This is a genomic window from Candidatus Nitrososphaera sp. 86-2 (genome assembly GCF_056726185.1).
Map to the genome: position 1 here is coordinate 1125644 of NZ_JBWZON010000001.1, position 20314 is coordinate 1145957.

A 20314-nucleotide genomic window follows, 5' to 3' on the forward strand; every position below is an offset into this window, starting at 1 on the left:
AACATCTCGCGTTATCTTGTGGCCAATGTTTTAAAGCGTTGAGAAGAGTAACTCTGTTTAAAATTTCTCAAGTTTTGGATAATTGTTTTTCAATAGATCCTGCAATGACTAAGGTTTGCACTCGACATTTGTGGAAGAAATGATTGGCTGTGCAATTTACCCAAGCCTTGGTTAGACAATAAATCAAACATTTGAGTCTATGACATGCAAATTTATTTACAGACCGTCACAGAGAGCTTCGGGGAACAATGACGGCGTGTCCAAACTTGATTAACGCGCGATAGCCTGCGATTGACAACAACCAGCGGTTCTGGCTCGAATCCCATCATCACCGAGCACTAGCAGAGCCCATAGCAGCTATCCAGACTTTTTTCCTTCAGATGGTTTGATGTTTCTGAAATTAAGGTACAAGGCTATGTCATACGCGATCTTTAGCGCCCCGCCAAAGACAAAAGGAGCGGCTAGTGCAGGCAAAGCCTGCAGGATGTAGCCAGTCAAGGATGGCGATACTGCCTGAGAAATATTCCTGGATATGTTGGTAATTCCAGCCGCAGGCGTCCTTTCTTCTTCGGCTACAACAGAGACGATATAGGATTGCCTTGTGGGAACGTCCATCTGTGACAGAGCCATTCTCGTCAGGTAAAATGCAATTGCCAGAGGCAGCGAAGGAGCAAATCCTACAAGTATCAGAAATACGTTGGACGGTATGTGGGTAAAGACCATCGTATTTATGAGCCCGATCCTGTCTGCGATTTTTGCTGCAGCTAGAAAGGAAAGCGCCGTCAACGCCCCGGCAGCTGAAAAAATTAATGACAGAGCGGCCAAATCAGCGCCGAATTTGGTATAGAACCAGAAAGATACGATGCTTTGAATTACAAAGCCGCCGGCAAATGCGTCTACTGCAAACAGTCCGGACAATTTGCCGACAATTTTCTTTGATGCGGGCGATAATGGCATTTGTTTTTTGGCTGCCAGGGACTCGTTTGCCATCGATTCAACTTTCTTTGAAAGTGACATATAGATGGCAAGCACTACAATGCCAAGAAGGCTGTACAAGAGAAAAAGGGGCTTTATGGATTCGATTTGATTCAAGCCTTGTTGTTGCTGCTGAAAAATAGATGGCAAGCCTGACAAGAGTACACCTGCCGACATGGCCAAGGTTCCGGCCATGTTGTAAAGCGCAAATGCCAGGGTGCGCCTCTTTTGGTCGCGTACAGTCTGGGGAAGCAGTGCCTGCTCTATCGAGAGAAAAGCGCCTGTCTCCGATCCCGTCACGTTGATTGTTCCCACAAGGGCAGCGCCAATCAACGCGGCATGGTTGTCAGTTACGACGAATACCAGCCCGGCTACCGACATCAACGCCGCATAAATAACGAGGGTGTTGCGCCTGCCAATCCTGTTTGCGTAAAAACTTGCCACCAGAGTAAATATGACGCTGTTGACTAGCGTCGCAGCCAGGACTAATCCTATGAGGACATTGTCAAACCCTATTGTCTTGAGGTATATGGCAAGCACGATTGAAAGAAAGCCGTACGCAAATGTCCTTATCATCCTGGCCGCTAGTACGAGCTTGCCGTCCCTAGAGAGCCATTCCAGCATCAAGTCTTTCTTTTGTCTCTCTCTATGCTCTGCCCGCGTGGCTTTTGCAGAATGTCAGAAGGGCATCGTAAACGTGGAACTGCTTGGCCATGTTGTCATGATCATCTTTTGAATTCATGCTGAATCCCGTGGCTATTGCAACCAGTCCTTCTGACTGCGGCGTCAACGTCCTGTTGGGAGTATCTGCACCCCGGACAATTTTAGACAATTCTACCAGCGCAGGCTCTTTTTCATAAAGAGCATACTTTTTCACTATGGCGTCAAATGAGCACTCTTCTCCATGATGTCCCAGTTCTACGTTAGGCACGTCAAAGGGCGTCGCGTTTGCTTCTCTGGCAGTCTGAACGACTTTGTCAGCTGGAACAAAAAGAAATTCTGCATCCTTGTCCACAAAATTCTTTATCAGCCAGGGACAGGCAATCCTGTCCACTTTTGCGTGCTCTCTTGTGATCCACTTCATCTCTCTTGATCTCCCATTTTGAACAACAATAGTAATGGCTCATAGACTATTTTTATTCTCTGTACCATGGTTGAGTAAGGGTTAAACACGCTGGCAGGATAACCGAACCAATGTTAACAAAAACCATTGCAACCCTGATGATGGTTAGCATAGTACTTGGAACGGCACTCTCGTTGATGGGAGTTCTGGCCCCCAAGCAAATTCTGGCACAGAATGCGACAGAATCAAACAACATGACTTCATCATCAATGATGACCAACTCTAACTCGTCGGTTTTAGCGACTGGCCCTGTAAACGCGACGGGGCTTGGCACGTTTTCAGCCGCGGGTTATATTGCAGGTTTGATCCTCCCTGCATCTTCTGCGGATAATCAGGCAGGAAATATCAACAACATGACTTCATCAATGGCACCTTCAAACACGACCGGCAGCAACATGATGTCGCCATCGTCATCGTCGTCAATGAATTCAACTGCCACTATGAATGCGTCCGTCGTGCCTCCAAAAACCTTTATCCTTAGCGGGGCATGGCATCTAAAAGCTGAAAATGGGAATATAACGCTCCTTGACGTAAAGTTCACAAAGGTTCATCTTGACGCCAGCAATCGCCATGTACACGAGATCAGCAACTTTCATCCTGCAAGCAATAACACGTCAATTCAACTGAACGCCAACGGGACCACCACGATAGCAGGAACCGTCGATGTAGCCCTTAACCACGCCATCACGTGGACGAACGTCAAGACAGTCATAATAATAGACAAACTCAGCACAATAACCATCATGCTAGATCCAAAGGATACCTCAAATCATTTTGTAGGGCAGTCCATCTATGGGACTGTAAACATGTTGAGAGATAAGGATGGGCACAGCATCGTGACGTTTCCGCGTCCCTAGTCCGAGCTAGAAATAATGAGGGCTTCTTCACCAACTAACATGCCGTAGATTCAAAGGATGATGATGATGCCCTCATCATCCTCTCCTTTTCTTCTTTTTGCCTATGTGTCGGAAGCTGTTTGACAAGCCTACAATAAAAGAACTAAAAACTGCTACAACTACGCTTGTATTTGTAGTCCACTGGAAACGCGCACACGCGTGTGTATAAAAGAAGTAATGCGCGTGGAGTGCGATTTGCACTCGTAAACTAGATCTTTATCCGGTACAGGTTGCCCCTCGACACGACTACGGTTTTCCCGGAGCGGTTTTTTATCTCATAGTCGACTCGCAATATCCCGTATCCCTTTTCCTCCTTTTTTGATGCCACTCTGTACCTGGCGTCAAGCGTGTCGCCGGCGTACACCTCGCCCATAAAGCGCGTCTGGCGCCCTGCCCACTCGGGGTCGCCGTCCATCCCGTACAGGAGCATGACGCAGTCTGAAAACGCAGGCAGGCGCGTCATTTCCCCTTCAGCCCTTGCGATGACCGCCCTGCCCGGTACAAGCGTGCCTTTGATGCCCTCTTTTTCCGCAAGCTCTTTGTTTTCGTGCAGGACGTTTCTCGTGCGGGCAAAAGCGATGTAAGTGTGAAAGTCGGCCTCGGTTATCGTCAAAGACGCGGAAAATTCCTGGCCGATTGCAAACTCGGAAAACTTCATCTGCCGAAATTCCCGCAGCCTCGCTTTTATACCTACGCTGCGAATTTCAGTCCGGCGTGCCTGGCTATTATTCTGACATTTCCGAGATGAATTTTGAGGTTTCAAAAAGGCAGCAAGAGTTCCTCGGCAGGGTTGATGCGGCGTGCAAGGAGATAAGGCCGTACGAGGACGAGGCTTACCTTGCCGAAAGGCTCAACGACAGGATCGTCCCGGTTTTCGGCAAAATAGGAATGACCGGCTGCCCCATATCAAGAAAGTACGGCGGCCTTGGCCTTGACATGCTCACGTACGCGCTGGCAATTGAAAGGATAGGTCAGGAAGGAAGCTCACTTCGTACGTTCTTTTCCGCGCACACCTCGATAGGGCAGCTGGTGCTGCAGGGGTGGGGCAACGAAGAGCAAAAGAGAGAATACCTGCCAGACACTGCCACAGGCAAAAAGGCGATGGCGTTTGCGCTCACAGAGCCGGCTGCCGGGAGCGACCCTGCCGCGATGACGACGACGTTTGAGGAAACGCCAAAAGGGTTCGTGCTGAAGGGCAAAAAGCACTGGATAGGAAACGGCACTTTTGCCGGTGTGATGACTACGTACGCAAAAGACCCGTCCACCGGCAGGGTGTCGGCGTTCATAATAGACGGCGACGCGGAGGGACTCCGCACGGAGGAGATGAAGAACAAGATGGGCCTTCTCACAGTCAAAAACGCCGAGGTCTACTTTGACAGGTGCATCGTCCCGAAAAAGAACCTGCTTGGAAAAAAGGGTGAGGGCCTGAGCGTCGCGCACAGCGCGCTCATCGACGGCAGGCTCAGCGTGGCCGCCGGCGCAGTCGGCGTCATGGAAGACTGCCTTGCAGAATCGGCAGAATATGCAAAGTCGCGCCACCAGCACGGAGGCGCGCTAGCGAAAAAGCAATTGATACAGGAGCACGTCGCAAGGATTGCGACGGACATTGAAAGCTCGCGCTGGCTGGTCTACAGGGCGGCGGCTGCAAGGCAGAGGCTTCACGAATACGTTGAAAATTTGAAAGAAACCGACACAAAATGGCTCGACAGGCTTGGTAGGCAGGACAGGGAATACACTGCGCTCAGGGCAGAGGCAGACAGGCTTGCGGCTATTGCAAAGTTCCACGCAAGCAACCACTCATTTGAATGCGCCAACAGGTCGATGCAGGTTTTCGGCTCTGCAGGATACAGGAAAACTGCCCGCGTGGCGCGCCATTTTCTCGACTCGCGGGCGACCATCATCTACGAGGGCGCAAACGAGGTGCTTGAGCTAAAGATAGCGGCGCAGGTCCTCGGGGACGAGTATGCGGCGTACTAGAGGCTCGTCATCAGTTCGAGCCCCTCGTCGACTTCCTCGCCGGTTATGACAAGAGGGGGTATCACGCGCATTGCTTTCTGGCCGGCGGGAAGCAGCAGGAGGCCGCGCCGGAACGCCTGCTGGAGCGCCGAGTCCCGGTTTTCCTTTGTATCAAACTCTACCCCTATCATGAGTCCGAGGCCGCGCACGTCGATTATGCCTTTTTTGCCCACAATATCTGCAAGCCCCTTTTTCAGCCGCTCGCCCATCACAAGCGCGTTGGCAAGGAGCCTGTCGCGCTTTATCACCTCGATAACTGTTGCCCCAACCGCAAGGTCTATTCTGCTTCCGCCGCCCCACGTGCTTGAAAGGATGCCCTGCTGGCCGGGGTCATAGTCGCCTCTGTACGCGGTTGCGCCCACCTGCAGCGCCTTTGCCGCGCTCATGATGTCCGGTACGACGCCATAGTGCTCAAATGCCCACCACTTGCCCGTCCGGCCCATGCCCGACTGGACTTCGTCAAGTATCAGGGGCACGCCGCGCTTTTCCGTCGCCTTGCGCAGGTTCTGCACGAACTGCTGGCTTGCGATGTTGTAGCCGCCTTCCCCCTGCACTATTTCGGTAATGACAAACGCCGCGTCGTTTTCCGCAAGCATCTTTTCGACGGCATCTATCTCCGAGTCGCCGTCGGACGTGCAGAACTTTATCCGCAAAACGGCTAGCTCGGGAAAGCCGGCCTTTTGCACGGGCTTGCTGTACGTAAACGACAGCGCGCCAAGCGTCCTTCCGTGGAAGGCGCCGGTGCACGAAACTCCAGGGAGGACCGGCCGGCCCTCTGCAAACCTCTTTCTATACGCCACTTTTACCGCGTTCTCGACTGCCTCCGCGCCAGAGTTGATAAAGAACGCCTTGAAGCCTGTTGGGAGCACGGAGACGAACTGTTCTGCAAGGCCGGCGTGCTCCCTGCAGTAAAAGTCCTGTCCGGCAATCTTGTGCGCGCCGTTTCTGCTCATTTCGGCAAGCACCCCGGTGACGTCTGGGTGCGAGTAGCCCAGTGGGCAGGCGCCGATGTTTGACGTAAAGTCAAGAAACGAGTTGCCGTCTACGTCCTTTATCACGCAGCCGCTGCCGCTTGCGATGACGAGCGGGTACGTGAACGTCGAGTCGTAGCAGTTCTTTTTCACAGAGGAAATAACATCAGAAGCTATCGGCCCGGGGAGCTCGCCTGATACCTTGGCGTATTTCACGCAAGTGTTTTGACAAAAGTCGCTATTAAGGTTGGGCAGGGGCCTACGGGTGCTCTTCGATTGTCACAGGGATCTGCATCGTAACGCTTCCTCTGACCACGGTAAAGCGCATGGTGTCGCCCACGTGCTTTTGCTGAAAGACCTGCTGGATTTCTGCAAAGCTTGTCGCAGGCCGGCCGTCGACCTCTACGATGATGTCCCCTCCTACGGCCAGCCTCTTGCTTTCCACCGTGACCTCCCTGTCGCCGCCGTGCATACCCGCCTTGTCCGCAGGGCTGCTGGGCTCGACTGCCGTGACTAGAAAGCCCGACTGCTCGTTGGTCCCCATGGCCTTTGCTATTGCAGGCGTCAGGTTGGTACCTGCTATGCCCGTCCACGGCCTCGACCCGGACTGCGGGTTTGATTGGACCGTCACCGGGTTTGCGCTAACATAAATGAATGAAAGTCCCACTACCGCAAAGAGTATCGCAAATGCCGCGCCGGTGCTTGCCAGGCTGTGTGCCACGGAGGATTTTCACGCAAGCGCGTGATAACAACTTTTCTGTAGTTGTCAGATGCTCCCGTATTTCGCAAGCGGGGTCTTGCAAACTTTGCAGCCAAACATTGCTACCTTGGCGCCTTCCCTGACTTTTGACACATCGCCGATTATCAGCTTTCCTTGCTCTTCGGCCATCTTCATGCGCTCCATGTCGCTCTCCTGCGCTCCGTAGATTATCGGGATAATGCCGACTATTTTGTTGCAAGAGTCGCAGAATCCCTCTGAGACGCGACGGGGGTTTTTCAAGTGGTATTGCGCGTGGTAGCGCTCGGCCTCTTCTTTGGCTAAGGAAAACGCATCTGCAAGCCGGTAGTTTATCCGGTAAAAGATAGGGTCGCCCTCGTCGTACTCATTTCCCTTCAGGTACGACGCGTGCAGATCCCGGAGCATCTTTTCTATTTCCTGCTCGCGGGCCATTCCTTCTATTTACCTACGCCTGCTTCTTTCGCACTCGGCGTCGTAGCTGTTTACAAGTTGCTCGTAGTGGCTTCGAGTTTTGCCAAGCGACTGCAGTTTTGCTTCCTCAGTCCGGGCAAGTTCTTGTCCCAGCTGCGCGGCCTGCCCCCGCAGCATCATGTCGGCCATCGCAAACAGGCGGAAATTCTCCTTTGTAAGATGCTGCGAGACGTGGCCGGTGTAGTTGCGAATGTCCGCTACTAGCGGACCCGCGTTTCCGGTCTGCACGTACGCCTTGGCAGACGCGTCCATCTTGTCTGCAAGCTGCTTTGTCACCTCGTGCTCAAAGAGCATCCTTGCTATGGGCCCGCCCTCCCGGGGCATGCCGCCTCTTTCCAGCGTCGGGAACAGCGTGTCTTCTTCCTTGCCGTGATGGCAGACGTTGGTAAAGTTCTTTGTAAAGTCCAGCGCCTGCTCAAGGAACGGCGCAGGCACAGGCTTGCCGGCCTCCAGCAGGTCCGCAGTCACGTTGAGCGCCCTCACCATTTTTTCAATGAGGAAATGGTCGTTGCGCAGCGATTCTGTAGACGACATGGCATTTTTTGAATGAGAGCTGGCATATCAACCTTGCAAGCACCGACAGGCTTATTGGCGCCGGCGGCAATTATTGGGCGTATATGTTGTTTCTTGTAGTCGACGCTGTGAAACTAGAATTCGTCGGACCCGAAACCGCAGTCGCGCAGATGAAGATGCTCCAGCAGACCTTCGAGACGTACCAAGAATTAAAAGAGCAGGGCAAGATAAAGTTCTCGTACGCGTTTGCAGACTCGCCCGGCGGGATAATCGTCCTCGACGTGGCATCAAACGAGGAGCTACAACAGGTATTGTTCTTGCTGCCGTCGATGCCGCTGGTGCACAGGACAGTCAGGCCGCTGACAGAGATAAAGTCGGTCCAAGGCATCGTCGCAGAGCTGCAGACAATCGTGAGCTCCATGCCAAACCCGGAAAAGAAAGGCTAGAACGCCGAGTGGTTCTCGCGTAAAAAGGAAAGCACCTTGTCGATGGCGCCGACATAGTCCGAGTCGACGTCAAGCGACATCAAGAGGTAGTATTTGTCATAGTCGTCTGACACTATCGGGATGGTGGCCCTCACGAGGTTTTCAAACTTGCCTACCACGTACTGCATCTTGCCTACCCTTGACATGAACTTGCCGCCCGAGACGGCGCCGGTGAGAAGCACGAGCTGGCCCGCGTATTTCGCCGTTTCCTCCTTGGTTGCAAGAGGGACCAAGCCTTCCCGGTAAACGGTCGCAATGAGCAGGCCCAGGTGGTCTGCAAGCGCCACAAAACGTATAGAGTCTTCAAGCTCAAGTATGCGGCCGCACAGTTCGTCGTACTGCACAGTCAACGTGTTCCTAAAGGGCTTTGTTAAGGTTCTGATAATGATAACGGGACACTTTTTCGGCGCGCCGGTCACGTCGACACTAGCAGATTGATGTTAGACTTGCATTCATTAAGTATAGATAATTTATTAAATTCAATTATACTATAATCAGAATATGGTTGGCTTGCAAAAAATAAAGAAAAATGCAAATCAAGGTAGTTTTTTATATTAGAACTGCATAATACAGTTGATGATAGCGCCGACACCCGATACTTGAGGTTGGCGCTTGGCGGCACACGCACATACGTGAAAAGAAGAAAAAACAAAACTGCATCGGAAGGTACAAAAACCGCGACTTTGACGGCATGGGCTGTAACAAAGGTCGTTGATGCAGGATCGCCAAGCGCCGTTTACCCTTTTTCCTTTTTCTTCCTCTACCGCAAGAACCCAAGGAACCTCTTCTTTTTCTGCGCGGCAGGAAAGATTTCGCGCACCCTGTCCTTGACGTCCTGTGGCATGTTCGTGTCCTTTAGGATCATGTGCAGGTCGCACTCGTTTATCGCAAGGCCGGACGGGCTTATATTATAAAACCACTCGATGTCGACGTCGCTTACCATGTCGATAGAATTGTCGCAGTCCTTCATGCCGCAGCGCAAAAGCTCCCTTGCAAAGCTGATGTGCCCGTCAGGGCATCGGTAAATCATCTCACAGCTCGTCCATCCCGAAAACGTGGTAGCACTGGTTGCACTTGAACTTCTCCTTGCCCGGCGTGCCCGACATCACGACGAGGTCGCCTCGGGCCCTGCACTTGGGGCACTTGCCATAGACTGTCTTTCTTGCCATCTGCGCAGCATGTGTATAGCACGAGCCCCTTTTTGAATATTGAACTTGGCGGTCGAGGTCATGTACACTGCCCGCGTGTACGCAGGCATCCTTGGTTAACATAGTTAACCTAGACTATAATTGCAGTCTTGCGCATTATGTGTGCACATGTACGAAACAGATTTCAAAGACGGGACCACCCTCCACGAAGACTCTGTAAACGCCACTTTTCGCGTCAGTTCAGGGATAATGAAAAAACTGCGTGCGGAATCAGAAAAGAGACAGACCAGCCTTAACGCGTACATCAATCAGGTGCTGCGCCAGCACATCGAGTGGGACCTGTTCGAGTCCAGAATAGGCATGATGCCATTTCCAAAGCCGGTGCTGGCACTCATGTTTGCAAATTTGGACGCCGGTGAAGTGACAAAGCTGGCCGAGGGGATAGGAAAGAACACCGCCATCGAAATGGCCATTTTTGTCCAGGGGAGATTCAGCGCCGAGACCTTTGTTTCGTGGATAGAAACGAGGATGAAGAACTCGGGCTGCGAAGTTGTGCGCCGTACGGAGGAAGACGGCTCTCAGAACATCGTCATAAAGCACGATCTGGGCAAGAACTGGTCCCTTTACCTAAAGACGCTTATCGAGTCGACGCTGAACGAGGCGTTTGGCAAGACGCCGGATTTTTTCATGACCAACTCGCTCGTGTCGTTCAAATACAAAATCTGAAATTCTTCTTTTTTCTTGTTTGTTTTTGGAAGAATGAAAGGAGGGCAGGAAATACTCTGTACTGGTTTCTTTCCATTCTCCTGCCCTCCGCGCAGATGCGTATATCCTGTTCCCTGTGTATGTGTGCGTGTAGGTTGTTTCTCTTACGGTATGGACCTGCTGTACAGCTTGCCTTCGAGTGCGAGCTTGTACAACTCTGCTACATATGGGTTCTTTGCCGGTGTTTCTGCACCCAGTTCCACCAGTCTGGCGTACACTCTGACTACATAGGCCAGAGCGCCCATGAATGCCACTACGACACCCATGTTGAACATCCAGTGGTTAGGAACAGAGAAGATTTCCTCGACGAACCAGAAGTGCCACAGCTCATTGACTCCTATCGTGAACATGGTCGCAAGATAACCGATGATGGTTATCTTTAGACCGGTGTTCATCGAGTTGCCTGGACCTCTAAGTATCGGGACCTTTCTGTCGTACATGGCCACCATACCCCAGCCGAGAGGCAGCGCCACAAAGTGGCTGTACAGCCACCAGTGGGCAGGCGTAAACGCGCTATCTCTGATTGCAGTCTGGTGCAGCGAGCCATCGACGAAGTTGTCGACCTCTACTGATGCGGCGATGGAACCGAGGCAGATGACAAAGATGTAGATCTTTTTCAGTCTCTGTATTTCGACTTCTTTTGGTATTAACGCTGGCATTTGTGCCATTGTAGTTCCTCGCAATTGATGGGAAATCATGATTCTAATTGCTTGTCATGTAAAACTTGTCGTACAACATGTAAATATTGCAAGATTGCTCAGAATGCAATTCCATTAGTAGGGCGTTGGCCGGTTTGTCTTTCAAAAAATTTCATTGTCTGCAAAATGTGCAACGATGATTTATGATATTGATAGTCATTCTTTGCAAAATTGTGCAGTCCAGTGCAACATTTTGCTAGCCAGTTGGCGTTTTTTCCCACGGAAAGACTATCCACCGCTCGTGGTTCAGCAGCTCCCCATAGGCGCCGAATTCTTGCGGATAGCGGCTCATGCAGAAAACAAACGTGCAGTCAAAGCCTTGCGTGGCCCTTGACACCTTTTTGTAAATGTCGCCGGTGTCATAGATGTCGTCTATTACCAGATATTTTTTGCCTTCCTGCAGGCGCGGCATCTCCGCCTCTATCACCTGCTTGCCCCTGACCGGGATGAGCATTATCTGGTCGATGCCAAGCTCCTCGGCCAAAAGCTTGGCAGGGATTATCCCGCCGTTTGCTATTGCCAGCACGCAGTCGTATTTGTCTTTGCGTATTTCTGCGGCGATTTTTCGCACAAGTCCCTGAACCTCCTGCCAGCTACAATGTTCCACAGGTCCGTTTCCAGCCTGCACGTTTTTTTCATCAAACGCCCGCCATTTAAGCAAATGCCACTCAGCCAAGCTCAAGCGTAGTCACGCCGTAGATGCGTGAAATGTCGAGGTCCGGCTTCAAGCCCTTGTACATCCTTGCAGTCTCAAACACCTTGTGCATTCCCACTTCCTTTGCTAGGTCGACTGCCATGCCGTTTGCCTCAGGGACATCGATGTACACCGGCTCGCCTGCCGCGCGCCCGGCAAGCCCCCAAAAAAGGTCTCTTGCAGCTTGCCGCGTGTCTGCAAACAGGGGCCCCACCTTGAACCCCCGGACGCACTTGCGTACGACGCCGTACCCGACAAGTTTTCCTGCGTCCATGCAACCCAGCGCAGCCCCTTGCCTTTGGTCCAGCCATTTTTCCAAAAACCGTGTGCGTGACGCGGGAAAAAGCCTCTTTTCGTATTCCGCGGCGGCCTTGGTGCCATATTTTCGCAGGTCGATTATGCTGCCGGGAGGCGGTCTGGCCCCTCTGTCTCCGGCCGACTCGTAGCGGATGTTCCTGTACGCAAGCACAAAACCCTGTCTTTCATAGTCGCGCAGACGCCCTACCACGCCGTCGAGTCCGACGCTGCGGCTTCCAAGGCGCCGCATCGCGTGGCGCCACAGCTCCATCCCAAAGCCCTTGCCCCGGTGCTCTGGCTTTACTATGTACAGCCCGAGAAATCCAAACGCGTTGTTGTAAGCAACGGCAGAGATGCAGCCGATGGGTTCGCCGGAAAGCAGCCCCACAAGGTACCCTTCCGGATCAGAATCAAAGAACGCGTCTGCGTCGTGCAGACCAGGGTTCCATCCCTCGTCGGCGGCCCAATCGAGCGCAAGGTCAAGCTCCTGCCTTTCCATCGGCCGAACTTTAAAGCCGCCGCGGCTTGCCAACTGCCGCCATAGGGCTGAGGGAATAGATAAACAATCAGCCAGCCAGTCAGTCAGCTTGCCGGCTGCATCGACACTACCGCCCATGTGTGCGGGTGCGCCTTTACCGGGGCATAGCTTACCCTCATGCTCTTGCCGTCAACGGTCTCTACGAGGGAGCCAGACTTGTCTGCAAGTGCGGCCTTGACGCTTTCAAGGCTTGAAAAGCTCCGCAGGTCTTTTCTCTCTACAGACGGGTCTCTTGCCGAGTCGGCAATCTCGGTCCCGTTGTGGTCCACAAAGATTACCCGCGAGTTGCCTCCAAGCTGCCTAAGGTCCTTTTCTATCTCGTCAAGGTTGGTAATGGCGACCCAGTACCCGATGGCGCCCTTTTCCGTGCCCTGCTCGTGGACCGGCACTGCCACCGCCACCGTCGGCTCGTGGATGGCCGCCGACATGAACACAGAGCTGACGTACGAGTCGCCGGTGGAAGATACCCCCTTGTACCAATCCCGGTCAGAGTAGTTCAGTTGCGGCAGCTGCTTTTGCTGCTCAAAGGGCTCGCCAAGGTAGAGGTTCCCATCTGGCGTGAGGAAAAAGATGCTTGCTACGTCGCCGTACGTGGCAACGATCTCCTTTGCGACCTCCCTCTTGGCAGAGTCTGCGTCCTGTGGTATCCCCATCTGGGCGGTGCTTACGAGAGACAGCGAATCGGTATTTCTGACTGCAGGCATCGCGCCTGTCAGCTCCATTACCTTGACAGAACCTGCAATCCTTTCCTCAAGGTTAGATGCAAGGAGGCGCAGGTCTGGCGAGTTTCCGGTGGGCTTGTTTTCTCCCGCCTGGACGTACGCAACGGCGATGATGCCGGCCGCCGCTATGATTGCCGCGGCAATTATCACCGGCACGACGGCACTGCTTTTTGAGGACAATACGCCTGCTAAAGAGGCCACTTGGATATATGCTCTGTGCAAAAATTAGGGGCTCAAGGTCCTGTGGAAAAGTAATATATCATCCGCATAACGGGACTTTGAGTGTTGTTGGGCAGGACCAGAAACCTTGCGGCATATTCGGCCGCAGTCGCAATAGCGATCATCATACTCGCAGCAGCCGGGATGGCAGGAGCCGGCGCGCTAGAGAAAAAGATAACAGAGAAGGAAGCAGGCGACGTGCGCGCCCTTGCCATTGCCACGGAGGCCAAGATCTCCGCCGTGGCGTCACTCATGGAAGCGGCCGGCAAAACGCCACAGATGGCCGTCGGCGCGCCGTACGCGTCGCAGATAACGGCCGAGTCCAAGGGCGTGCCGCAGGGCGCGGACATAGAAAAGAGGCAGGTCGCGCAGTCAGTTCTATCAAGCAGCCAGGACGTGGAGGCCGTGGTGTTCATACTTCCAAACGGCGAGGTGTACATTGAAGAGCCGTTTTACAGGCAGATGAACCTGACCAAGACCAACCTTGCGTTCCGCGACTACTTCAAGGGCGCAGTGGCAAGCGGCTCGACGTACCTTGGCGAAGTGTACATTTCAGCGTCCAGCGGCGCAAGCACGACGGCAGTCGCAGTCCCGGTGACTGCAAACGGTGAGCTCAAGGGCGTCTTGATTGGCCTAGTCCGCCTCCAGAACCTTGACAGGTTTGCAAAGGACATGTTCGAAGATGACGACGACGGTAGGCGCTTTACTTTCGCCGATCAGAACGGCCACGAGGTAGTGTATTCAAACAAGCTTGTCTCGTCGCTTGGAGCCGGCAAACCCCTTGCAGAAATGGACGTGTACAAAAAGGCAATTTCCGGCGAGTCAGGCTCGGCAATCGAGTCGATAGGAGGCAAGGACATGTTAGTTTCGTATCACCCTGTCAGGGCGCCGGGCACAACCTGGGCGGTGTTTTCAATCCAGCCTTACGAGTCAGTCATGAAGCCGGTGCAAGACCTAAAGGCGCAGGTGTATTCCGCAGTTGCAATCGCGGCTGCGGCCGGCGCAGCCCTTGCGGTAGTAATGGTTGCTAAAAAATCATAAAAATAGAGGGGCCGGGCACGCGCCAGTCCCCTCTATTGTGTCAGGGTTTTTGCCACCGCATCGATAGTGTAGGTCACTGTAAAGGGCTCGCCGCTCCTTTTGTGGAAGACGAGGGCGCTTCCGGTAAAGTCAAAAGTGCCCGATGCGATAGGCGAGTCTCCTGAAAGTATAGGGGTGTCGACAATCCCGGTCATGTGCGAGTAGGTTATCGTAGTCCCATTGATGACGGCTACTGGCGGCTGGCCGTATTCGGCTGTCGGAGTCACGGCAGGGTTGTACCGGTGCATCACCTCTATCTCTATCGGCTTGCTTGCGGTGAACGTTACTGTACCGGACCATATCCTGCCGTCATCTCTCAGCGGGAGGGCAAAGACGACCTGGTGGGTCGGGTGCCCTTGGGCCGTGACCGGCGCCGGAGCGGACATGACGGTTTTCTGGATTCGTACTATGGTGCTGCTTTGCTGCTGCGCAGAGGCGTAACCTCCCTGCAGGACGATTGCTATTGCGGCAGATGCCAGGATGGCTGCTGCCAGGATGCCGAACTTGGTCTTGTCTATAGACATGACTGTAGGGAAATGGCATCTTGATATATGCTTAAGTCCCGGAAGAAAGAAACGGGGCGTGTAGGGCTCGGTTTTTACTTTGCATACGTGCTACGCTTGTGTGCAGGCGAGCAATACCCGCAATAGTCGGTATTTGGCCTGCTGTGGCAGATGCATTCGCACTTGCCGCCTGATGTCTTGTTGTTGAATTTTCTCACAAAGAATCGTGCGCCCTGATGTTATTTAAGCTAACATGCCGTAAACAGACAGATGGAAGCATCAAGTACTGCGTCGCCCCAGCATCTGCGGCGATGAAGAGTCTAGACGGACCTGAAACAAGATGATGTGTTTTGCACTCGGAGCCAGAAACATATTATCAATCCTGCACACGCGCAGAGTTTTTTAGCTTCCACGCCAGCAGCTGCCTACAGGGAAAAAAATGAGAAGTAGCAGCAGTGCCGGCAGCAGCCTGCTTGCCGAAAAATGCGCCAGAATAGCGACAGAAGGAGCTGAAAAGGTGGCCGCAAGAGGCACGTTTGGGGTAGGCGGCCTTTTGATTGAAAACAATACGGGAAGGGTGCTGAAAAAGGCATTAAACAGAGTAATATCAGAAAACGCGATAGACCCTACGGCGCACGTTGAAAAACAGCTCGTGGACTGGTATTTTTCCAGAAGAAAGGCGCTGCCACCGGCTGCAGGCATGACGATAATATCCTCCCTTGACCCATGTATAATGTGCACAGGCGCAATTCTGGGCGCAGGTTTGGGAGTAATCCACATCGCGGACGACCCCGAATGCGGAGTCAGCTGCAGAGGCCACAACGATCTGACCACGCTGCCGGCAGAACTTCGGCAGCAAAAGGCGGCGAGCTTCTCCACGTTTGGCCTGCGCGGCAAGAGAGCCTTTGCAGGGCCGCAGGATTCCATCTTTTCCAGAAGCGAAATCGACCCGCTTTTTGAAAAGCGCTCCACCAGAGCTTTTACGTCCAGTCTAGGCAGGGTCAGAGGGCGCATAAACAAGAACTGGATTTCTCCAGACTGTCTGGAAAATCCTAGGCTGCTTGCCAAGAACAAGCCTTCGTCGCATATCGTGAAAACTGTCAGGCGGTACAACCCGGAGGCTTTTTCAGAGAAGCACACGCTAGAGCAGGATGCGCCTGGTGCCGCGCTTGGGCGGGTGTTGGTAGAAAAAGCAGAGGAGTCCTACAGAAATACAGGATCGTTGTTCAACTCTGCCTGCATTATCGACCCGTTTGGGAACATACTGCTTTCGGCAGGCGGCGCAAATTCCGTCGAGCAGACGCCGCTTCTTGACGTTATGCGTAGGTATTATTCGCTGGCAAGCGATGTAGGAAAAGACGGCAGGCGATACTTGGCCCACCCAAAATATTGCAAGATAGCAATCCTGTTTGGCCCGGCAAGAGATCCGACGGGCTTTATGGAAATAGGAGCTCTTGGCTCGTTCTTTGAGGGCAAGCTTGCAAAACATGGGCAGCTGGAATACGTCCTGCCTAGGCAAGACGCCTCGGAGCTGGCAGATACGCTGCGCAACCTGCCCCCATTTTACTCAAAGACAATAAACCTGAAAAACGCTATACGACAAACGCGGGACGGTGCTCTTGTTGAATTCTGCGGAAAAGCGGTAGCAAAGAGAAACAGGATGTGAACACTTCATCAGGGATCTTTTGCCCTGATAGGCGACTACTGCTACCACTATTACCTTGTCATGCTCGCCACTGCCTGTGCTCTCGGTGCCCTTGCGAAATAGACGGTCAAACCTATCCACGACACAAGCTGGAGGGCAGTCAGGAAAAGGTCTGTCGCGCCGGAAGCATAGAGTGAAGTAAAGAACCCCTCAAGGACAAGTTTTGCGGCCTGGTCTACGGCATAGGCAAGGCCGACGACCAGAACTGCGGGGTGCCTTGTTCTTTTTGCGGCTGCCCAGAACCCGACTATTGCGGCGCTTCCAAGCAGCCCAAACGCGCCTCCCATTGCCCCGTATTCGACGGGATTGCCCGGCGCGCCAGCGCACACGGTGTGGCCGCCGGTGCCGTCTATCCAAAGCGAATAGGAAAAGCCGCTTGCAGAGCACACCAAGGCGTGGCCCGTTTCATGCAGCAGGCTGATAGGAACCAAGAGCGCGATGTACAGTATTACGGACCACCGTATCACTCCGCGGTTGAGGCGCAACGGGGTAGAGGTCGCCATGCTATTGTACTACTGCCCCTTCACGCCTGCCAACGGACTGCATTGCAAAACCGCTAATGACAAGGCCGGCTGTCAGCGCCATGGACACTGCCAGTTGCGGAAGAGGAATGTGAAGGATCAGCCCGCCAGCCAGAGATATGCCGGCGCCTATCCCGGCATATTGCAGCCACTTTGTGTAAGCTCCTTTCAACCTTGCCATCTAGAATAATGTTCCATTACGCGCTCTTATATCACGTGGAACATTGTTACTCAAATAAGAAAAGCCAAGGCGACAGATAGGTCGCCAGACAAACAGGATGCGGAGAGAAAAATGAAGATAAAACTTGCCGTGCTGGGCGGGGCCGTAACAGCGGCAGGGGTCCTGCTGTTTCTGTATGCGAGTATGCAGCCTACCACTCCAGACTGCCTCGACACCTGCGGCCTGGCAGCCGGAGGCAAACTGTACCTGACTGCGTTGCTTCCGATCACGGTTTTCACGCTCGGCGGCTGGATTCTGGCTTTGGGCATAAGGCGGAAATGACCGCGTCATGCCGCGCAGGTATTTTTTCCGGAATAAGATCCGCGGTTGCGCTACCAGATAGCGTCTACTATAGTATTATACATCTAATCGTTTAGACAATTCGATGAGTGTACTATAAGGCTTTAATCCAATAGTGCGGGAAATCCGGCATGAAAACAATTTCGATGGCCCTAGCCATCCTTGCCTCTGCGATTCTTGTCGGCTCGGCTGTTGGCTCTGCCTCCTTCAGGGCTTATGCCCACACGTTCCATGGCGACGAAAACGTTGCATTCCTTACCATGGTGCAGCAGATAAAGGTAGAGACCTCGCTTGCCGGCAACAATACTTCGAACAAGGAAGTGGCAGACCATCACGTTGAACATGCAGCTCAGGCGCTTGACAATTCGACTCTGAAAGAGATAGCAGAAAAGAACCAGAGAATAGCTACCGACCTTCCGCAGTCCATCCAACAGGTGAAAACGTCGATAGATTCGGGCGCCAGCCCTGACGAAGTGAAGCAGAACGTCCAGGCGCTCAGCGACCTGCTGGACGAAGCTACAGATGTGCGCATCGAAAAGACGCAGGTGACCAACACAACCGTTCAGGCCACTGTGGTGGCAAATCTGGTAAACGAGGCGCTTGAGCACTATGGCGAAGCGGTGGGCTTTGAAGGCAACATGACAGACATGTCGAGCATAGGCGCTACACCAAGTACAGGTGCGCAGGCCAGTGCAAAGGTCGTGGACATCGCCAACTACCAGAGCTCCCAGGCGTTTGCGCAAAAGGCGCAAGAGCTGTACCAGCAGATCAAGTCAAGAGCCCTTCCCGGCGCGGACAATGCGGTGAAGGCACTTGATGACTCGTTCCCGGCGTTTGTCAGCGCCATCAAGGACAAAGCATCCCCGATGGAAATCATGCAGATAGCGCACACCAAGATTCATCCCAACTTGATGACGGCATACAGTCTGCTGGCGACGTAAGACGCACGGAAAAAAAGAAGGGCTCACAGCCCTCCGTCCTTCTTCTCTTTTTTTATCTTATTACGCACAGCATTTCATAACAAATGGCTTCTTCCGAATAATCATTCAAAATTGTCGCTAAACTTTTTCCTGTGCAGGTCCACTTCGTCCTGGGGCGCAGGGTTCTTTACGTCGTGCCTGTGCAGGTTCTTGTTTTCCCGGGACAGGGATTTCTTTTCGTGCTCTTCTCTGACGTGGTGGAGCCTGTCCTTTTCATGTATGAATTCCTTGCCGCAGTCGTGGCAGCGGACAATCGCGTGGTGGTGCACTTCTCTGGCGTGCCTTATGAGGTCGTCGTAATTTTCAAATTTTGCGTCGCACTGGTCGCATGAGAACTCTTCTTTGTGCAGGATCACGCAGAATATTTGCGTGCATATGATAAAATAGTTTTTAGCGGCTTGCCATCATTAGCAAGGAAGTGCTTCTTCTTCAAGACATAAGAGCGAGAAGCGGCATTATCATCCCGGTGTAGAGAGACAGCTTGGGCCTGAAAGAAGACGCAATCAACCTTCACAGGATGCTAAGGGGCAAGATAGAGATGCACAACAGGGTGTCAGTCGACAGCATATTTGAAGAGGGAAAAGGCACCCTCGGCCTGATTTACACGCCGGGAGTAGCCTACGTGTCAGAGGAGATTGGCAGGAACAAAGAGCTGGCCTACGAATACACCTCAAAGTGGAACAACGTTGCAATCGTCTGCGACGGCACAAGGGTCCTGGGCCTTGGAAACGTCGGGCCGGAAGCCGCAATCCCTGTCATGGAAGGCAAGTCCGTCCTGTTCAAGTCTCTGGCAGACATCAACGCGATTCCCTTGTGCATAGCCGCCCAGGACAAGGAGGAGATAATCAGGATTGTAAAGGCCATCCAGCCGGGATTCGGGGCTGTCAACATCGAGGACATCGAGTCCCCCAAGGTGCTTGAAATCGTAGAGACGCTAAAAGAACAACTGGACATACCGGTGTTTCATGACGACCAACACGGGACTGCGGTGATTACCCTGGCCGCGCTGGTAAACGCTCTGGACCTAGTCGGGAAAAAAATCGACGGCATAAGGGCAGTCATTGCAGGGGCCGGCTCTGCGGGGTACGGCATATACAGGATACTGGAACAGGCAGGCTGCAGGGACATTATCGTCGCAGACAGCAAGGGCGCGATATACAAAGGAAGAACAGACATTGTTTCAGGAAACAACAGGTATCGCCGGGAAATAGTCGAAAGGACCAACGTGGGAGAAATCCGCGGCGGCATTGGAGACATCATCAAGGGAGCAGACCTGTTCATAGGAGTCTCTGGCAGGGGAAACGTCGTGAGGCCGGACATGATAAAGACGATGAACAGGGACGCCATCGTGTTTGCGTTGAGCAACCCGGACCCAGAGATACTTCCCCCCGATGCCCTGAGCGCAGGAGCAAGGATAGCTGCAACAGGCAGATCTGATTTTCCCAACCAGATAAACAACGCAGTGGTGTTCCCGTCGGTCCTCCGGGCCCTGCTGGACCTGCGTGCAAGATATCTGGACGAAGAAATGCTCGTGGCGGTGTCTTTTGCCATCGCCGGCCTTGTCGACCGCAAGCACCTGACAGAGAGTTTCATAATCCCAAAGGTAAACGACCCCAGAATCCTGCCGGTCGTCACGCAAACGTTGCGGGACGCTGTCATGAAGCACTTGGACGCAAAGGGGCAGGTCCTGCAGCAATAATGGCAGAACTGAATCTTAATTAATTCAAAAAACACT

27 protein-coding genes are annotated in these 20314 nt (G+C 53.1%); 9 read left to right on the plus strand and 18 right to left on the minus strand.

Annotation, left to right across the window (positions count from 1 at the left end; all coding sequences use genetic code 11):
* Nucleotides 1-357: 357 nt before the first annotated feature.
* Complete coding sequence (locus ACYOR7_RS06880; protein WP_479914456.1) at nucleotides 358-1599, minus strand: MFS transporter; 1242 nt, start codon at nucleotides 1597-1599, stop codon at nucleotides 358-360.
* A gap of 22 nt (nucleotides 1600-1621) precedes the next feature.
* Complete coding sequence (locus tag ACYOR7_RS06885) at nucleotides 1622-2059, minus strand: chromate resistance protein ChrB domain-containing protein (protein WP_294805719.1); 438 nt, start codon at nucleotides 2057-2059, stop codon at nucleotides 1622-1624.
* Nucleotides 2060-2169: 110 nt separating this feature from the next.
* Here ACYOR7_RS06885 and ACYOR7_RS06890 point away from each other — a divergent pair, with 110 nt between their 5' ends.
* A complete protein-coding gene (locus ACYOR7_RS06890) occupies nucleotides 2170-2955 on the plus strand; it encodes a hypothetical protein (protein ID WP_294805718.1) in 786 nt (261 codons plus the stop codon).
* Nucleotides 2956-3202: 247 nt separating this feature from the next.
* Here ACYOR7_RS06890 and ACYOR7_RS06895 read toward each other — a convergent pair whose 3' ends face one another.
* Complete coding sequence (locus ACYOR7_RS06895) at nucleotides 3203-3652, minus strand: MaoC family dehydratase (protein ID WP_294805717.1); 450 nt, start codon at nucleotides 3650-3652, stop codon at nucleotides 3203-3205.
* Nucleotides 3653-3708: 56 nt separating this feature from the next.
* Here ACYOR7_RS06895 and ACYOR7_RS06900 point away from each other — a divergent pair, with 56 nt between their 5' ends.
* Nucleotides 3709-4971: an acyl-CoA dehydrogenase family protein gene (locus ACYOR7_RS06900; RefSeq protein ID WP_294805716.1), complete on the plus strand. Its 1263-nt coding sequence runs from the start codon at nucleotides 3709-3711 to the stop codon at nucleotides 4969-4971.
* Here ACYOR7_RS06900 and ACYOR7_RS06905 read toward each other — a convergent pair.
* From ACYOR7_RS06905 to ACYOR7_RS06920, 4 genes are read right to left on the minus strand one after another with little or no spacing between them, the layout of a single operon-like run.
* Nucleotides 4968-6197 carry an aminotransferase class III-fold pyridoxal phosphate-dependent enzyme gene (locus ACYOR7_RS06905; protein WP_294805715.1) on the minus strand — a complete coding sequence of 410 codons (1230 nt, stop codon included), beginning with the start codon at nucleotides 6195-6197 and terminating at the stop codon, nucleotides 4968-4970. The genes ACYOR7_RS06900 and ACYOR7_RS06905 overlap by 4 nt on opposite strands.
* A 43-nt stretch (nucleotides 6198-6240) precedes the next feature.
* Nucleotides 6241-6702 (minus strand): S1C family serine protease, encoded by a 462-nt coding sequence (locus ACYOR7_RS06910; protein WP_479913476.1) that lies wholly within the window; start codon nucleotides 6700-6702, stop codon nucleotides 6241-6243.
* Between the two features lie 45 nt (nucleotides 6703-6747).
* Nucleotides 6748-7152: a hypothetical protein gene (locus ACYOR7_RS06915; RefSeq protein WP_294808362.1), complete on the minus strand. Its 405-nt coding sequence runs from the start codon at nucleotides 7150-7152 to the stop codon at nucleotides 6748-6750.
* A 9-nt stretch (nucleotides 7153-7161) separates the two neighbouring features.
* The gene (locus ACYOR7_RS06920; RefSeq protein ID WP_479913477.1) at nucleotides 7162-7725 is read right to left on the minus strand and encodes a hemerythrin domain-containing protein; all 564 of its coding nucleotides are present in this window, start codon (nucleotides 7723-7725) and stop codon (nucleotides 7162-7164) included.
* 8 nt (nucleotides 7726-7733) lie between these two features.
* Here ACYOR7_RS06920 and ACYOR7_RS06925 point away from each other — a divergent pair, with 8 nt between their 5' ends.
* On the plus strand, nucleotides 7734-8150 hold the full coding sequence (locus ACYOR7_RS06925) for a muconolactone Delta-isomerase (protein WP_479913478.1): 417 nt from the start codon (nucleotides 7734-7736) through the stop codon (nucleotides 8148-8150).
* Here ACYOR7_RS06925 and ACYOR7_RS06930 read toward each other — a convergent pair.
* The 3 genes from ACYOR7_RS06930 to ACYOR7_RS06940 all read right to left on the minus strand — a co-directional run bounded on the left by ACYOR7_RS06930 (nucleotide 8147) and on the right by ACYOR7_RS06940 (nucleotide 9358).
* Nucleotides 8147-8533 (minus strand): hypothetical protein, encoded by a 387-nt coding sequence (locus tag ACYOR7_RS06930; protein WP_294808369.1) that lies wholly within the window; start codon nucleotides 8531-8533, stop codon nucleotides 8147-8149. The two genes, ACYOR7_RS06925 and ACYOR7_RS06930, sit on opposite strands and share 4 nt — an antisense overlap.
* Nucleotides 8534-8949: 416 nt before the next feature.
* Nucleotides 8950-9219, minus strand: coding sequence for a hypothetical protein (locus ACYOR7_RS06935; protein WP_294808371.1), 270 nt, complete (start codon nucleotides 9217-9219; stop codon nucleotides 8950-8952).
* Nucleotide 9220: 1 nt separating this feature from the next.
* Entirely contained in the window at nucleotides 9221-9358 is a 138-nt protein-coding gene (locus ACYOR7_RS06940; RefSeq protein ID WP_294808373.1) for a hypothetical protein, read from the minus strand.
* Nucleotides 9359-9505: 147 nt separating this feature from the next.
* On the opposite strand from ACYOR7_RS06940, the gene ACYOR7_RS06945 reads away from it, so the two are divergent.
* The gene (locus ACYOR7_RS06945; RefSeq protein ID WP_294808375.1) at nucleotides 9506-10063 is read left to right on the plus strand and encodes a hypothetical protein; all 558 of its coding nucleotides are present in this window, start codon (nucleotides 9506-9508) and stop codon (nucleotides 10061-10063) included.
* 143 nt (nucleotides 10064-10206) lie between these two features.
* Here ACYOR7_RS06945 and ACYOR7_RS06950 read toward each other — a convergent pair whose 3' ends face one another.
* From ACYOR7_RS06950 to ACYOR7_RS06965, 4 genes are all read right to left on the minus strand, one after another.
* Nucleotides 10207-10770, minus strand: a complete 564-nt coding sequence (locus ACYOR7_RS06950) for a methane monooxygenase/ammonia monooxygenase subunit C (RefSeq protein ID WP_479913479.1) — start codon at nucleotides 10768-10770, stop codon at nucleotides 10207-10209.
* A 226-nt stretch (nucleotides 10771-10996) separates the two neighbouring features.
* Entirely contained in the window at nucleotides 10997-11428 is a 432-nt protein-coding gene (locus ACYOR7_RS06955) for a phosphoribosyltransferase (RefSeq protein WP_294807332.1), read from the minus strand.
* A 40-nt stretch (nucleotides 11429-11468) separates the two neighbouring features.
* Nucleotides 11469-12323 (minus strand): GNAT family N-acetyltransferase, encoded by an 855-nt coding sequence (locus tag ACYOR7_RS06960; protein WP_294807334.1) that lies wholly within the window; start codon nucleotides 12321-12323, stop codon nucleotides 11469-11471.
* 50 nt (nucleotides 12324-12373) lie between these two features.
* Complete coding sequence (locus tag ACYOR7_RS06965) at nucleotides 12374-13231, minus strand: cache domain-containing protein (protein ID WP_294807336.1); 858 nt, start codon at nucleotides 13229-13231, stop codon at nucleotides 12374-12376.
* A gap of 108 nt (nucleotides 13232-13339) precedes the next feature.
* On the opposite strand from ACYOR7_RS06965, the gene ACYOR7_RS06970 reads away from it, so the two are divergent.
* Nucleotides 13340-14311 carry a cache domain-containing protein gene (locus ACYOR7_RS06970; protein ID WP_294807339.1) on the plus strand — a complete coding sequence of 324 codons (972 nt, stop codon included), beginning with the start codon at nucleotides 13340-13342 and terminating at the stop codon, nucleotides 14309-14311.
* 32 nt (nucleotides 14312-14343) lie between these two features.
* Here ACYOR7_RS06970 and ACYOR7_RS06975 read toward each other — a convergent pair whose 3' ends face one another.
* Nucleotides 14344-14874, minus strand: a complete 531-nt coding sequence (locus ACYOR7_RS06975) for a hypothetical protein (RefSeq protein WP_294807342.1) — start codon at nucleotides 14872-14874, stop codon at nucleotides 14344-14346.
* Between the two features lie 418 nt (nucleotides 14875-15292).
* Here ACYOR7_RS06975 and ACYOR7_RS06980 point away from each other — a divergent pair, with 418 nt between their 5' ends.
* Entirely contained in the window at nucleotides 15293-16519 is a 1227-nt protein-coding gene (locus ACYOR7_RS06980) for a cytidine/deoxycytidylate deaminase family protein (RefSeq protein WP_479913480.1), read from the plus strand.
* Nucleotides 16520-16569: 50 nt separating this feature from the next.
* Here ACYOR7_RS06980 and ACYOR7_RS06985 read toward each other — a convergent pair whose 3' ends face one another.
* The gene (locus ACYOR7_RS06985; protein WP_294807347.1) at nucleotides 16570-17061 is read right to left on the minus strand and encodes a hypothetical protein; all 492 of its coding nucleotides are present in this window, start codon (nucleotides 17059-17061) and stop codon (nucleotides 16570-16572) included.
* A gap of 1 nt (nucleotide 17062) precedes the next feature.
* Nucleotides 17063-17260: a hypothetical protein gene (locus tag ACYOR7_RS06990; RefSeq protein ID WP_294807350.1), complete on the minus strand. Its 198-nt coding sequence runs from the start codon at nucleotides 17258-17260 to the stop codon at nucleotides 17063-17065.
* 111 nt (nucleotides 17261-17371) lie between these two features.
* On the opposite strand from ACYOR7_RS06990, the gene ACYOR7_RS06995 reads away from it, so the two are divergent.
* Together ACYOR7_RS06995 and ACYOR7_RS07000 are read left to right on the plus strand one after the other, a co-directional pair.
* Nucleotides 17372-17581 (plus strand): hypothetical protein, encoded by a 210-nt coding sequence (locus tag ACYOR7_RS06995; RefSeq protein ID WP_294807352.1) that lies wholly within the window; start codon nucleotides 17372-17374, stop codon nucleotides 17579-17581.
* Nucleotides 17582-17730: 149 nt separating this feature from the next.
* Nucleotides 17731-18540, plus strand: a complete 810-nt coding sequence (locus ACYOR7_RS07000; protein ID WP_294807354.1) for a hypothetical protein — start codon at nucleotides 17731-17733, stop codon at nucleotides 18538-18540.
* A gap of 101 nt (nucleotides 18541-18641) precedes the next feature.
* Here ACYOR7_RS07000 and ACYOR7_RS07005 read toward each other — a convergent pair whose 3' ends face one another.
* Entirely contained in the window at nucleotides 18642-18935 is a 294-nt protein-coding gene (locus ACYOR7_RS07005; RefSeq protein ID WP_294807357.1) for a C2H2-type zinc finger protein, read from the minus strand.
* Nucleotides 18936-19060: 125 nt separating this feature from the next.
* On the opposite strand from ACYOR7_RS07005, the gene ACYOR7_RS07010 reads away from it, so the two are divergent.
* Nucleotides 19061-20278 carry an NAD(P)-dependent malic enzyme gene (locus ACYOR7_RS07010; RefSeq protein WP_294807359.1) on the plus strand — a complete coding sequence of 406 codons (1218 nt, stop codon included), beginning with the start codon at nucleotides 19061-19063 and terminating at the stop codon, nucleotides 20276-20278.
* Nucleotides 20279-20314 lie beyond the last annotated feature (36 nt).